This is a genomic window from Aquimarina sp. AD10, from assembly GCF_003443715.1.
GTDB lineage: Bacteria > Bacteroidota > Bacteroidia > Flavobacteriales > Flavobacteriaceae > Aquimarina > Aquimarina aggregata.
Window position 1 is genome coordinate 3,954,771 of sequence record NZ_CP031965.1, and the last position, 17,240, is coordinate 3,972,010.

Annotated in this window: 3 protein-coding genes; all 3 read right to left on the reverse strand. The window is 38.5% G+C overall.

Features of this window, described 5'->3' with window-relative positions; genetic code table 11:
- Positions 1–73: 73 nt before the first annotated feature.
- From D1816_RS16370 to D1816_RS16380, 3 genes are read right to left on the reverse strand one after another with little or no spacing between them, the layout of a single operon-like run.
- Positions 74–11,542 (reverse strand): T9SS type B sorting domain-containing protein, encoded by an 11,469-nt coding sequence (locus D1816_RS16370; protein ID WP_158597690.1) that lies wholly within the window; start codon positions 11,540–11,542, stop codon positions 74–76.
- A gap of 52 nt (positions 11,543–11,594) precedes the next feature.
- A complete protein-coding gene (locus D1816_RS16375) occupies positions 11,595–15,005 on the reverse strand; it encodes a PorP/SprF family type IX secretion system membrane protein (protein ID WP_118504230.1) in 3,411 nt (1,136 codons plus the stop codon).
- Positions 15,006–15,008: 3 nt separating this feature from the next.
- Positions 15,009–17,165, reverse strand: a complete 2,157-nt coding sequence (locus tag D1816_RS16380) for a gliding motility-associated C-terminal domain-containing protein (protein ID WP_118504233.1) — start codon at positions 17,163–17,165, stop codon at positions 15,009–15,011.
- Positions 17,166–17,240: the final 75 nt, after the last annotated feature.

Sequence of the window (17,240 nt, forward strand, 5' to 3'; positions counted from 1 at the left end):
TTGACTTTTGTGTTTACGTGTCATTTGGCATTATCCATATTGTTTCTTCTATAACTCTCTTCGTTTTTATATATTATCTATATAAAGTAAAGTGGCCAGTAAACTCTCTTCTGTCAACATCATTAAGAACGATAGTAAACCAATAATCTCCAGACGGAAGTTCTTTTCCTTGATAAATACCAGACCATCCTTGTTGATTTCCTTTAAACTCTTTCAACATTCTACCGTATCTATCAAAAATTGTTACCTCCATATTTTCAAAGAAGAATGGGTCTCCTGCGGTTCCTGGGGGTAAAATTTGTCTAGGATACCAGAATCTTTCTTCTGAGCTTGCATTTGGATCATCTGGTCTAAAGTAATTAGGAATACGAATATTGATATACGTAAGCTCTTGAAGTGATATTACCTCACAACCATTTGCATCTATTACTCGTATTGCATAAAATCCAGTCTGTCGTATTCTAAAGACATTTCCATCAACCGCAATATTATAGTCCACTTCGTTTAATGGTGTCTCATTTGATGTTAATCCTACATATCCCACAAGGAATGTGTAGAAAGGATCTGTTGGTAATTGAACTCCTCCTGTAACATTGATCTCATATTCATTTGGATCTTGAGGGTTACCTGTCATCACTGCTACTGGTAATGTCATTGGTATGTATTCTTCTACCTCTATACGTGGTATTGGCTCAGAACATCCATCAGCATGTAACATTGTTCCTTCATATTCACCAGGTGATACCTCAAAAGTACCTGTCATATTAAAGTTACTAGGTGGGTTTGGTGTACCATTAACTCCTGTTAATGTATATACGATATCTGTAGTCACAGAATTTTCACCCAGTACAAAATCAATAAAGTATCTTGGTGCTTGTGTTACATTTCCATCTAAATCAATAACAGGACAATCTAATCTGTCTCTAAGTATTCCTTCAAGAATAACACCTGGATCTATCGTTACAGAAATATCTGTTGGACAGTCATTAGCATCTCGAATAAATATTCTTACAACTCCAGCGGCAAGGTCATCAAATGTAAATTGATCTTGTACAAAATCTGCATCATTATTGGTTAGACTAGTTCTATATGGTGGTGTACCACCTGTTATTATTATTGTTACCGAACCATCTTCATCACCAAAGCAGGTTTCTGGCGTAGGCTCGCCATCTACACCAACCATTAATGCTGTTGGTTCTGTAATCTCTATATCTCTAATCTCACTACAACCAAGTGCATCCTGAGCTATTACAGTGTACATTCCAGGAGCTAACTCATCAAAAGTATGCTCTCCTATAATTCCGTCTGATACATCATTAAGGAATGCTTCATTATTAATCGCATAAGAATATGGTGGCGTACCCCCACTTGCAACAATTCGAATGAAACCATTGTCCTCTCCAGCACAAGTTACATTTCCAACATCACTAAAATCTGGTGTAAATTCTGGTGGATTAATGATTGTAAATTGCTCTTGAGCAGAACAACTTCTATCGGTTGTTACTGTATATACATACACTGCAGGAGCTAAATCTCTAAACTCACTTGTAGATTGTACAATTGGTGTAAACGGTGTACCATCTGCAAGGTTACCAGATACTGTACTAAGTGTAAACGTATACATTCCTGTACCTCCTATAACGCTAGCATCTATTACTCCGTTTGATCCTCCATTACAATTTACGAAGGCAAAACGATCGTCTAATGTAATTTCTATATCTGGTATTGCAATAACAGGTAATGCTCCCGATGGTCTTGATTCACACCCTGTGTTATCAATAACAAAGAATTGATATTCTCCGACTGGTAAGGTAAATATACCTGTCGTATTTCTTTGAACCTCTACCGGATTTAATCGATCTGTACCGATATCTAACACTACAAAGGTTGTTATTGTTCTACCATTAATGATTCCTGTAGCTCCATCAAATCCTCCTGTCACAGTTACATCAACCGTTGGGTTAGGGTTTCCTGTACAATCAATTAATGAGGCATTAAAGTTCACTGTTAACTCAGCAAGTTCATTAATTATGGCTGGTGAAGTATCTGTACAACCTAATTCATCATAAGCCGTAACGGTATAATTACCAGGTGCTAAGTTTCTAAATTCATTTGAAGTTTGTAGTACACCTTCTGTACCTCCTGCTGGAGTTAAAGAATAACGTAATGGTGTATCAGTACCTGTAGCGGTTACTACAATTCTACCGTCTGCCTCACCAAAACATGATACATCAAAATCTTCGACTAAGCTTATATTAACATCATCAGCTGGTGGTCGAACAGTAATAATATCATCATCTGTACATACAAAGGTACCTCCCGGATCTGTATCTGTAGCAGTAACCGTAAACGTAAATGTTGGTGGTACAGTTGGTGGTACAACTGGTGTAGCTTGCGCTATTGACAACCCTTCAAATAATCCAGTAGTATTAGTTAATCCAGTTTCAACGAGTGTATAGGTAACATCTCCTCTTGCTCCTGTAACACTAGCCTGGAAAGAAATATCTCCTCCTGGATTACAAGATTCCTGATCATTTCTAGGGCTTATGTCTACTTCAAAGTCAGCTGTAGGTCCTGTAATTGTAAAGCTAGCAGCTTCATCACATTCAGGAGCACCAATTTGTACAACGTTAATGGTATAATTTCCTATTCCTAATCCAGGCTCCCCTGCTCTAGGTACTACAAAACTATTCGTTGTCGCTGTAGTTGTTTCGTTAGTACCACTTGCGGCACTATCATAAATTATCGTTACAGTTCCAACTGCATCTTCAGACGTAATTGTATAAGAAACTACACCTATATATCCGCCAAGTACAGTAAAACGAGCTCTACCATCTCTATCTTCGAAACAGGTTTCAGGTGTTTCTTCTGCAGCTGTTAACTCAAAATTATCATACTCAGGTATTGTATATGTTGTCGGTATTGTACACATTGTTCCTTCATCCCTCACTACAAAATTAAATGTATCGCCTACTACATTATTTAATGTGAAATCTGCTTCAAAAATTCCTGCTGCAGGGTCTTGAGTATCTAATACAGCACCCGTGCCATCTACTCTTGTAAAAATATAGTTTCCAGAACCTCCAGTTACCGTAACAGTTACTATTTCATTACTAGTACATGTCGCAGCCGTATCCTGGTTTGCTTCTGCCATGGTCATAATTTCAAAAACAGGAACAGGTATATTTGTTGTTCCAGAACAGTTATTACTATCCTCTATTGTGAAAGTATAAGTGCCATTACCTACAGGAGCTGTTACTTGATGTTGTACTCCAGGAGTAACAGGATCAGAATCTACTGCAACCTCATCTACTACAGGAGATAAAGGTGCTGGTCTTGTATATGAAACTCTATAAGTTCCATCGCCCCCAGAAATATCTAATGTAATCACAGGGAATACTTCATTATTAGATGAATCACAACCATATGGTGTTACACTAGGGTTTGCCACTATAGGAGCTGGTTCTGTGATAGGAATATTTGCTGTATTAACACATTCTACAGTTACCGCTCCAGCTCCAGAACCATTCACTACAGTTGCATAAACTGTTACTTCATATACATCCACATCTAAATTATTGAATGTAGGACTAACTTGTCTAGCTCTTAAGTCTCCTGTTGCAGGGGCTGCAGTAATCTCATACTCGTAAGTCACTCCAGCCTCAAAAGGAGCTGTTAATGTTACTGTAATACTTCCTGTAGGCGGTGTATCACTATTACATGTCATGTTTGTTATACCCATTGTAGGGTCAATAACAGGTAATGTCGGCCCCTCTAGACCTACTCTTGTTCTATAAGGACAACCTGTAGCAGGATTTCTATCAATATCGGTCAAGACAATCTCGTACTCTCCAACAGCTATACCAGGAAATACTCCTGTCGCATTTGTTTGAATAGCAGGAGTCACTACAACTCCACCAGTAACAGTAAACAATTCATATCTAGGTGGTGTAGCTCCGGCTAAGGTTCCTGATGTAATACTTGTAGTAATTGTTCCATCTGCTGCCTCACAATTTGGTGCAGTAAATACGGCTTCTATTGCTAAAGGAGGTAAAATGGTTATTGTATCGGTATCAGTACATCCGTTTCCGTCTCTAACAATAACTGTATATGTACCCGGTGCGTCTACCATAAATTCATGACTTGCACCATCTGGTACAAAAGCCACAGGATTAACACCATCATCAATACCATAAGATAAACTACCTGTTCCTACTGCTGTTACTGTAAAGACAAAATCATCTGTATCACAAGGGTTATCTACAATAGTCGGAGTAGTTAATGTAGGTCCAGGAATTACACTTACTGTAATTTCTAATCGGTGTTCACAACCATTATCATCACGGGTTAAAATATCCCATAGTAATTGATCTGTTGCATCTGTTGCACCATCACCATTAGTATCCGTATTAAAGGTTATTGTATTTGGAGCAGCTGTTACTGGGATTGGTAATGAGACATAGTTAGCTGGCACGGCTGGATCACCACGCTCGACCACTTGATACACATAACCGTCTCCAGGGGTAATGCTTCCACCTGTTTCTGTACCACCTGTTGTATTAACAACTAAAGAAGCCGATGTTTGGCATTCTGGTACGCTTGGATTATTTCCTGTTGTCACTAAAGGATCAGGAGTTTCTATTTCAAACTCTACAAGGTTACTAGGACATTGAGCGCCCAATCTTTCTGTTACTCTTAAAAAGTATCTTCCTTCTGGTAAAGCTCCTAATGGACCTATTGTTTCTGGATCAGTTGTTAAAACAACTGTTGTTCCTGTTTGAATTACATTAGTTAGATCAAATCTATCTAAAACTTCCCATGTTAAATCTTGACCTGGTACTGGATCATATCCAGTAATGTCAAATGTAAAAGTTCCATCAGTTAACGCTGGGGTTTGATTACATGAAATATCACCCGGCACCACATTAGAAATCACAGGACTACTTGGTCCGTTTTCGTTAAATTCTGCACGGAATCGACATCCTGTGTTAAGGTCTCTAACCGTAACTACATAAGTAACTCCAAAATCTAAGCCTGATTCTGAATATGTTGTAATCGGGTTACCGAATCCATCAACACCAAGGTTAGTAGTTACTATAGATGTTGCCGAACCTAAAATTCTTAAATCTAATTCAAATCCAGGAGCAGTTGTTGATCCTCCTGTAATATTCACATTCTGCGTATATCCAGCTGGACATGTTGCACCAACAGCTCCTAAAGTAAAGGTAACTCTTGGTCCAGAATTAATTGTTTCTGTAACTGTTGTTGTACAATCATTATCATCAGTAATTAAAATCTCATAGACTCCAAAATCCAAACCATCAAACAAAACTTCATCCACACCTAATGCTGGTGGGTTTGGTGGTACTGTTGGAGCAAAAGCAGGAAGAATAGTTGCATCGACTACACCATTACGAGTAACTTGATATGTATACCCAGATGCATCTCCTGCCGGGGTAACTGTACCACCCGTTAACGTAATTCTAATAGATCCTAAGATTTCTCCAACTCCTCCTACTGAATCGTCACATGTAATATCTGTTTTTGAAGAAGCTGCATTTAATGCCGCTGGTTCGTTGACGTCTACATCAAATCCTGTATAAGGACAACTTCTACTGTCTCTAAACTCAAAAGGATAGTTTCCGGCACCACGCACAAATTCTATAGTTCCACTTGGTGGCATAGGAACAAAGGCTGCTCCATCAAAACTAATCTGATATCCTCCAGAATCTGCTCCTGTAGCCGTAATTCTTATAATACCCGTATCTCCGTTACAGTCAACATCTATATCTGGTGCTGTAACCGTAGGCGGGTTATTATTTGATGTTACTTCTGCTGTAGATGTATCTGTACAACCTCTTGCATCAGTTACCGTAAAAATATAATCACCTACATCGCTTGTAAGATGAGTAAATACTGGTCCTGCACCGGGGCTTCCAGCAACAGTTCCCGATGTAGTATTTGTAGTATTCTCCCAAGTAACTGTATAATCGGTATAACCATCACTTATCGTTAATTCTATCTCTGCTTGTAAAAGTAATCCAGTAACTGGATCACATCTTAGGTCATTAACTCTTCTAGCTGCAATATTAACTGCAGGCTCTACAGTTTCGGTAAGTGTTACAGAACAATCATTATCATCGGTAAGTATAATTTCATAGTCACCATCTTGTGTAAATGTATTTGTAGTGAAACTAGCAATTGCACCAGTAACAACTGTAGATGTCTGAACAATAGTTCCGTTTCTGGATACTGTGTATCTGTAGTCCGGAGTTCCTGTACTTCCGTTACTATTTGGATTTATGGTAACAATAAAGCTAATTGCATTATCATCTAAACAAACATCTGATGTATTTGCAATTGCTGCCTCTAAAGGTGTTAATGCATCTATTGTTAATGTTTGTGTTGCATTACAAACACCTGTATTATCAAAAACAGTTACTGTATAATCTGTACCCGCACCATTAGGAACATTAGGAATAGCATCTGTTGAATTTGCTGGTCCAAAAGTACCATTTACGGGGTGAGTTAAGGTATAAGTATATGTAGGCCCATTTCCTCCTGTAGCGTTGCTAATTGAAACCTCATTAAGATTCGTACCACAATCTTGATTAACGTCATTAATTGTAAATGTAATTACATTAGGCTGCGTAATCGTAACTGTTCTTGTATCCATACATACTGTTGAACCTGCTCCCAATGTTCTATCGGTTACTGTAATTGTATACTCACCAGCAACCAAAGGATTACCTGCAGTTCCAGTTATAGTAACAGGGTTCGTTGTATTATTAGGAACATCTGCAATTGTTGTTGAAGAACCTCCTGTAGGACCAGTAACAACATAATCAAAAGTAGTACTATTTGCTACTGTAAACTGAAAAGCTCCATCAAAACCACCGTTACAAGTAACTGGACTAGTTTGATCTGCAGCAGTAATATCTATTTCTGGTAATACAGGTCTAGTAAATGGTGCATCTAAAGAACATTGATTATCTGTTCTTTGAGCCGTAAACACATAATTTGTACCTCTATCTAAAGTAAATACCCCAGTTGTAGCATTTCCAGCTACAGGCGCCGGAGTAACACTATATGTATACGTAGGTCCAACGGGTTCTGCATCAACAGTAACTACAATTGTTTGAGCCGTACAATCGGACACTCCATCAGAAATATTAAGAGCTGTAACCTCTAACAATGCTGGAATATCTACAGATTGCGGAACAGAACAATCTGGAGCTAGAGGGTCTCTAACATATACTGTAAAACCTGTTTGAGCTGTATCCACATCTATTACAACCGAAGTACCTGTAATAGCAACAAAACCAGTTGTAGGAGAAGTTATAGAATATTCATAAGTTCCTGCTCCCCCGCTAAAGTTGCTAATGGTAACTTGTGCATCTTCACTGCCTGTTATACAACTTAAATCTCTTGTTCTATTAATATCAAAATCAACTGCCGTTGCTGCAGTAATATCAAACGGTGGAGTAGAAAATACTGCACAAATAGGTGCGCCTGCAGGATCTGTAGTGTTATTATGAGTTACTCTTATTACATAATCGGTACCTACTGGTACGTTGGCAATATTAACTGTTGGATCTGGAGACGTCGCTGTTTGTACTGTAGTTAATACTGTTGGTGGAGTAGTACTTGAGTCTATAGTTACTACCTCATATGTGAAACTCCTACCTGCAATATCAGACGCGGGTGTTAGTGTCACTGCTACACTTCCTGGGTCTGTTGGACAAACAGGGCTAGTTGGTACTACAGATTGAATCTCTATAGGTACGTATGCTTCTATTCCCGTAATATCTGCTTCAATAACACATGCCAACGTTGTACTTGTATCACTTACTTCAAAAGTAAATACATCTGTCGGCACTGCTGTAGTTGGTAATGTAAATCTAAATCTATCTTGTGGATCACCCGCTGCTGGAGTTTGAAAAACACCTCCTTGTAAAGCAAATCGATATGGTCCTCTTGGTGGAGTACCTGCTGGAGAAGTAACTACCACTTCTACTATCGCTCCCGAATCACATGTGGCCGGAGCTATAAGGTCTACTCTTGCAGTAAAATCTGGCGCCTCTGGAACAACTAAACCAGCAAATTCAGCCATACATTCTGGGTCAGGGTTTCGATTCGAAACAACCTGTAATGTATATGTTCCTGGAGCTAAATCATTAAATGTATAATCTCCGTTACTCTCTGCTTCATTACCCGTTACAATATCAATGTTACTAGGACCTCCAATTAAACGATATTCATAAAGAGGAATACCTCCTGTTACTTCTATACTAATACTTCCTACCCCATTTCCATTATCATTGTTAACACACTGCGGTCCTGTTATTACAGGAGGGCCAAATACAGGATTGAATGATCTTACTGTACCATCTATCTCATATACACAATTCGGAAATGCAGTATCTACAGCATATACTGTAAATATATACGGATTTGTTTGAAAAGGAATTATAAAACGACCATCAATATTGGTAGATGCAGTCACTTGAGCAATAGTTGGTTCTGGATCCGTAGCTAATCGAATTACAAATCTATACGTGCCTCCTGGTGGTACATTGTTTACTTGTACAAGTCCATCATTCGAACACTCCATGTCGATAGTATCGACTCTTGGTTGATAATCATTCTTATTAATATCGAAGTAGAATACTCTTGTACATCCACCAACAATTTCTAGAACTAATCTATATTCTCCTGCATCAGAGAATTCATAAGTAATTGGTTTTGCGTCTGCAGATGGAAGAATGTCCCAATTCGCAGCGGCATCACACCCTCCTGTAATAGCAGGACAATTATCATCTCTATCTCTACAAGCATCGTTATTAAGTCTTTGCCATGTAATACTTACCAAGTTATCTGGGTTACGTTCAGAATCAACTGTATATGTTTCATCACCACATAACGTTATTTTTGCTAAGGGTTGACCACAACCTCCGTTAGTACTATCAAAATAATCTATAAAATCTTCTGTAGTTGCATCGTTTTGTAATGGGTGCGCTATAACACTAAAGTCAGTTACTTCTATCTCTTCTGTTAACGTCATACAGGTACCATCTGCAGGATTTGTATCCTCTTTGATAACGGTATATGTTCCTGCTCTTGTTGCTGGTGGTGCAACATCTGGTACGATAACTGAGGGTATTGCTGTTACCGCTGAAAAACCGTTAGGTCCTGACCATGTATAACGATCATAGCCAGTTCCCGCTGTAAGAATTAATTCATCACCACAAGTACTTGCATTCTGTTCACAAGCAGGTACGTTAGCCAAAAAGTTTGTTGCTAACCCATCTGTATCACCACAGACTAAGATCGCACTACTACTTGGGTCACCAGTAATAGTAACTCCCGATAGCGCTCCTGTGTAAGTACCTACTGCTATATTATTAATTTCATTAGAACATGCATCTCTTAGTGATGCACAATCGGATACTAATCGTACTAAAAAGTCTATTGTTACTTCTCCCGAGCCTGGTGCGCCGGGTTCACTGTGTGTTAATAAACCTGGCGGAATAGAAAATTGTATCGTTTGAACACCTCCACTACCTACTCCTGTAGATGTATAACCAATAGAAGGAATACTGCTCAAATTTCCTGTTGGATTTGCAACAATATCAATACCATCCACTGCCTCTAGGTTAACATTTGCTGGTAATACATCATCAATGATAACATTACCAACATAATCTTCATTTCCTGTGTTTTCTATACGCAAACGGTATATTAATGGATCTCCTAATTCGACAGAGGTATTATTAATTACTGTTCCTAAATCTGCAGGATCATATACTTCTTTGATGATTCTAAGATCCGGAACTATTTCTTCTACCGAAAATACAGACATAAATGCCTGATATGTATCTCCGTTTGTAGATAATCGAAAATCTGCTTGTGTAGCATCATTTGGAATAAGATCCTTGGAATCATTAGCCAATTCGAAAAAATCCGTATCAAAACCAAGTGTGTTGGCAGATGCAGGGTTACGATTTGTGGTAACTACTCCATCTAATGATATTGAACTATTAAAAAAGTTGTTTTGTGGGTTTGCAGCATTAAATATATCTACATATACTCCTGAAGTATTTTCTATCTGTAAATCATCATTTACAATACCACTATCTCCTTCTAAGGCACCTACACCAAATTTTACATTTACTGGATTAGGCGCAGGAAGTGTTCTAAATCCAGAAATTGGTAAATCTACTGTCGATGCACTTGATCCTCCTTGAATTTCTCTAAAACCATCAAAAACAGACATAAATCTATTCACTGCAGAAACATCAGGATCACTATAAATAACTACTAATGACCAACCACCAGTTGCTCCAGAAACCCCCGAAGTATCACCCAAAGTTGCTTTCATGTTTGCAACTGTATACGTACCATAACCATTAGCTTGTACTATAGCTGTTACATCTGCATAACAAGTGTACGGAACGTTATCACTAGCCGCCGTACCAGGGTTTGAAGCTGTACCGGCATAACCATCATAAATAATACCACCATGAGTAGTTGTTGGGGTACCATTTACATCTATTACTTGAGAACCTGTTTGAGGCTGTACAAGTGTATAAGTCACCGCTCCCGGTGCTCCAAAACCTAATTGTATATCTTTATAATCGGCAATACCATTAATTCTTACATCATTTGCAGGTAAACCAGTAGTAATTTCGTTACCTGTAGTAGACATGGTAGCGTTCATTACATTAGTCTCAAAATTAATAACATCGATAAGGTTATTACCAAAAATATCATTATTACCAATCGTCACAGACGGTATTGTTATGGTTGCACCACCACCTGTGGCACGTTGTAAATTACCATTATCATTCACAATAATAACCCCTATTGCTCCTGCATTCTGCGCATTGATTACTTTTTCTCTATCTGTACAGCCACCTCCGGTATCAAATACAGCAATATTACCCGCCAAAGCACCTGCGTTTGTAATACCACAACCGCTTCTTGGTGCTGCCACAACAAGATTAGATGATGCGGGACTTAACCTAATATCGGAATTATCGTTAGTAAATTCTGTAACCCTAAGAAAAAATGTCTCTGCCCATTGTGAATTATTTAGTGTTAACACCGTATTAGAATTACTAGCATTAACCCTACCAGTACCGTCAAAATCTGTGGTGGGAATTTCATCCTCTGTATACGTGGTCGGTGTTGCTGCTCTGGCTAAATAATAGTTAGCTGTCCAATATAATCCTGCATACAAAATTTCGGTACACCCTATATTCGGATCAACTAAATCTGCACTACTAGAACTAAACGTTGAATTATCCCCATCGATATCAATATACGCAGTATCAAAGCTAGATCCATTATTGGTTCCTAAAGTATTGTAACTATCATTAGGATTGGCTTGTCTACCATGTATAGCATTACCGATCAAAAGCACATCTCCTTTTGCAGAAATATTTTGCCTTGGCCGAAAATCTTGCTGAGCAAACACCCCTATAGTAGTCAAGAACAATAATACTACTAATTTTAGGTGCCTGTAGTTTTCTTTTTTCATAATGGGGGGTACAACGTTCTCTTTAGGTTTCATCTCCATCTATCTTTTGGGGTTACTGTATCTTTAATATATATAAATCACCATCATACGAATTGTTTACGTTAGAGAATAAGCTCTGTTTCGCATCATCAAGATTATCAAATCTTTTTAGGTAAACATATATATAATTATCTTTTGGATTTCTGAAAAATTGAGGTTCTAAGCCTTGCGATTTTAATTTAGCCATTCCTCTTTCAAAATAGTTTTCTCTCTTAAAAATGTTAGTAATTAAGTAGTATCCGTTCTCTATATTATGGCCTCCAATAAATGAAAGGCTTTCGCTTAATACAGTGTCGTCTTTAACTGTATCGGTTATTAATTTGGTTTCTTGTAATAATCGTTTAAAAGATGCCATTCTACTCTTAGCGATATGTAATATCCACATATCTCCATAGTATCTATTGTCAATATTACTCAAGTACTTCCTTGCTGCTTCATCTTTGTCTTGATAACTCTCAATAGCAACGTACTGGAAGTTGTTTTCAGGGTTTAGAATTATCTGTGAATTATTAAATCCTAAATCCTTCAATGTACTTGTGAATTTATTAGCATACTCGCCACCTTTAAACACGTTACCTATTAAATAATATCCTTCTGGATATCCTGGGATATATTTAGTAGCAAACTGTGCTTCTGGTCTTGTAGCATCAGCAAATTTTACAAATCTATTATTTGCAGACAATCGCTTAGAACTTGATGGATTTGCTTCTGCTTCTTTAGCATCGTCATCCATATTTACAAGAGATTCTAATAATTTATTAAATCCTCGTTTATCCACATTTAGACTAGTCGTTAATAATGAATCTCTACGAGCAAATATTTTATTCGTAATTCGACTATTGTTATCTAATTCTTTCTTTATTTCTTCTAAGCCTTCTTCATTTTCCTCTGGTACATTTGCAGCAGCTTCTGCAGCTAATCTCTGCTCTTCTGCTAATCGTGCAGCTTCTGCTTCTGCAGCTAATCTCTGCTCCTCGGCTAATCGTGCAGCTTCTGCCTCTGCAGCTAATCTCTGCTCCTCGGCTAATCGTGCAGCTTCTGCCTCTGCAGCTAATCTCTGCTCCTCGGCTAATCGTGCAGCTTCTGCCTCTGCAGCTAATCTCTGCTCCTCGGCTAATCGTGCAGCTTCTGCCTCTGCAGCTAATCTCTGCTCCTCGGCTAATCGTGCAGCTTCTGCCTCTGCAGCTAATCTCTGCTCCTCGGCTAATCGTGCAGCTTCTGCCTCTGCAGCTAATCTCTGCTCCTCGGCTAATCGTGCAGCTTCTGCTTCCGCAGCTAATCTCTGCTCCTCGGCTAATCGTGCGGCTTCTGCCTCTTCCGCCAATCTCTGTTCCTCAGCCAATCGTGCAGCTTCTGCTTCCGCAGCTAATCTCTGCTCCTCGGCTAATCGTGCAGCTTCTGCTTCCGCAGCTAATCTCTGCTCCTCGGCCAATCGTGCAGCCTCTGCTTCTGCAGCTAATCTCTGCTCCTCGGCTAATCGTGCAGCTTCCGCTTCTGCAGCTAATCTCTGCTCCTCAGCCAATCGCGCAGCTTCTGCCTCTTCCGCCAATCTCTGCTCCTCGGCTAATCGTGCAGCTTCTGCTTCCGCAGCTAATCTCTGCTCCTCGGCTAATCGTGCAGCTTCCGCTTCTGCAGCTAATCTCTGCTCTTCGGCTAATCGTGCGGCTTCTGCCTCTGCAGCTTGTTTATCTTCTTGTTCATTTTCAACACGTTCAATTTCTCTTTGTGCTGCCAAACGTTCCTCTTCAACCTTTTGTTCTGCTTCAACACGTTCGATTTCTCTTTGTGCGGCTAAACGTTCCTCTTCTGCTTTTTGCTCTGCTTCAACACGTTCTATCTCTCTTTGTGCGGCTAAACGTTCCTCTTCTGCCTTCTGCTCTGCTTCAACACGTTCTACCTCTCTTTGTGCAGCTAAACGTTCCTCTTCTGCCTTCTGCTCTGCTTCAACACGTTCTACTTCTCTTTGTGCAGCCAGACGTTCCTCTTCTGCTTTTTGCTCTGCGTCTTCTCTTTCGATTTCTCTTTGAGCAGCTAATCTATCTTCCTCTGCCTGCTGTTTAGCAGCCTCTGCTTCTCTTTCAGCTTCTTCTGCGGCAATCCTTGCCTCTTCAGTTTCTTGAGTAGATACTTCTCGCTCCACTTCTCTTTGCGCAGCTAAACGTTCCTCTTCTGCTTTTTGCTCTGCTTCTTCTCTTTCGATTTCTCTTTGAGCAGCTAATCTATCTTCTTCTGCTTGCTTATTAAGTAGTTTTACTTCTTCTTCACGTTGTAACTCTAACTGTCTTGCTGCTTCTGCTTCTTTTTCTTTGGCTTCTGCAATAGATCGTTCAAGTTCGCTCATTGCTCTTTGTTCCTGACTTTCAGCATCACCACGTTGTTCTTGAAGTTCTCTTATAATTCTATTCTGTTCTAATATTTCTCTTTTTAATCTTCTGATTTCAGAATCTCTTTCTTCATATGCTTTCTGAGATGATGTCTTTCTTCCTGATTTTCTTGAAGATCTTCTGTCTGATTCAAAATTATAGGCCAAACCAAATTCGTGCGTAGCACCAAATTCTGCTATAACCGCTTCTCCTCCTATACCGGGTTCTACCGTATATCCTATTGATACGTTTTTGGTAATATTTGCTCCTATACCTATTGCGGCCCCATAAAAACTATTATAACCCACTTGTCCCCATCCATATTGTGGTAATTCAAAAATCACGTTACCTCCGTATCTAAGTGCTTCTTCTCCTGGCTTAGAGGCATATACCATCCCACGGATTTCGTTATCTGCTCTCCAATCTAGATTTGTCGTATACATTACATGACCCGATAATATCATATTATCGGTGATCAATTCACTAGAAGAAACATTATACGCTACAAGGTTTCCTGCAGACACACCTACATCAAAATTTTCCCAATTAAAATTTACTCCAGGGTGAAGAAGGAAAACTGAACTATTCTGAAAATTATTTACAATATCATCATCTGCTTGTGCTTGATCTAAATTACTCTTAAGTCCACTTTGAGAATAGTTTAAATTCATCCCAAAAGTAAAATTCATATCTCTATTCAGTTCAATATTATACGCATAGTTTAAAGCTGCGCCAAAAAATCTGAATATGCCAACATTTTGCTGAAATAAACCTACTCCAACCCCTGTTTTTTCTTCGAATCTTGCCGAATAATTCATAAAATAAGTTTGTGAATTATCGCTGAAACTAGCTCTAGGGTTCCTGTTATAAATATTGATTGAATTTTTATTTTCTCTTACTAAAGAAAAGGTAGGATTAAACACGAAACGATTATACTTAATTGAATTGTGTAGAGGAATATCCGAAGGTAAAACTCCGCTAATAGGGGTCTCATCCTCTTGACCCATAATTACATTACAGGAAACTAAACATATGGCAATAAAAAGTATTCTTTTAATCATAAATTATCTCATTACTGTAATTGTACCTTTCCTGACTACGGAATTGCTTTTAGTTATTATATAAAAGTATAGTGATTCACTAGCTCCCGTAGCCGAATTTGCTGGCCATTCCTCATTATATCCTCCTGACTTCTGGAAATCTAATTCTCCTCTTGTACTATAAATACTTACTTCTACATCTGATTCGTTATACGTTGCGGGTAATATCCAATTGTTATTTGCACTATTTCCTCCTGGGGTGATTAGATTTGGTATTAATTCTGATACTCCTGGTGGATTACCTATAACAATACTATCATCATCCATACATATTCCTGACGAAATCATAACCTTATATTCTCCTTCTGCAGTAACTGTTATTGTATTACCATTAAGTCCTACTAAAGGTTCATCTACTCCATCAATTATTCTAAACCATTCATATGTATATGCCGGATTTTGTGGTACGGATAAAGTAACAGATCCACCTGCCGGTAAGGAGGTGGGTGAAGCTGTAATTTCGATACCTGATGGTATTGGTGCTATAGTTAGAGGGGGACTTGATTCGGCATCTAATTCTGGTCTTACTTCTCTATTAAATGTTGCTCGTAAAGCATACTCAGCGTTTTCGTCTGCTGTACTTATTTCTAATGTTCTTTCTGTTACTCCTGTAGGTACTCCATCTTTAAGCCACATAAAATCAAAAAGGTCATATTGATCCTCAGTCAAAGATACTTGCGGTGGTGCGCCACTACCACTCACAGTAAAACCAAACATGTCCTTAATTTCTAAAATTACAGAACTATCTGCACAATCAAAATCATCTGTCGCACCGATAGTTATTCCGATACCTACTGGTGCAAATACATTAGTTGTAGAATTTAACATACTAGAACAACTATCATCTGCCATGATGTCTATACTATATGTTCCAGGATTACCAACCGAAATACTTATAGTTGGATCTGTAAGCGATAGAATACCTGTAAGTGGACTGGTATCTCTAAACCATTGAAATAAACTTGTGGCTGGAGAAACTGGTGCATCTGTAGTAACTTCTAAGTCAAGTGTTTCTGTAGGAAGTATGATCAAATTCTCTAATAGTGGTGTTGTTATAGTAGATCCATCATTGATGACTCTAATTGGGTTAACTGGTAACGGGCAAGATGCTCCTATTTCTATATTTACATTATAATTACCATCAAAATTATTATCAGGTAAAGTATATGTAGGACCTGTAGCACCATCTATATCAACATCATCTTTTTGCCATTGAAAAGTTGCTCTAACGATTAATTGTGGATTAAGAACATCAACGATATTAGTTCTTAAAGTTTTATCTGGATCCTGTGGGCAAAAATTTACACTTGGTGAACCGATAATATTAATATCAGCAGTATCTACTTGTTGTACTCTAACAACATTTGTTTCTTCATTTGTAAAAGTTCCATTACACAAACCAAAATCTATAACTGCAAAAAAACTGGCGGTACCAGTTGCGTCAAGATCTCCTTGTGTTATGTCTAAAGTAGGTCCTGTCTCACCTGGAATTAGGACCTCATCAATTGCTGGTCTTCCTTTAAACCATTTATATGTAAAATCACCAGCATTAATTTCGTTGCCCGCTTCATCTCTTACACTAAAAGAAAGTGTTTCAACAAAATTAACCACATTACAAACTACAATAGTTCCTCCTGTCGTGTTGTTAAATCTAAGACTTAAGTCATTTCTGTAAAAATGAATCGGTAAGGGTTCGGAAACATCACCAGAATCTCCGGTTGATGATGTAACTACTCTAATCCTGTGTGTATCGCTGTTTGCATTTGGTGGTATCGCAATGTTTTCAAATCGCAAAATTACATCTGCCAAAGAAGCAGCGTTTTGTGTACCATTCCTCCCCAACTCTTGCGCATTATCAAAATTACCATCGGCATCAGAAAGTTCTAAAATAAATTCATTGTCACTTGGTAAAGCATCTCCAGGCCTTAAAACGGCTACCGCTGTAAAATTATTATTTGCAGGTGTAGAACTATTTGCGGCCGAAGCACATACCTGCTCAAGCTCATCACCTATATTATCGATAAAGTTAGGTGCTAAAATAGTACGTTGTGCTAAAAGTTCACCGTAGTTAATGAACGATAGCAGACTAACGAGTAGTATTAGGTTAAGTTTTTTATTCATGATATCACACTTATAATTCTGGTGGATATACTATATCAACTTCGCGATTTGGGGCGCTTGTTAATAATATTGTTA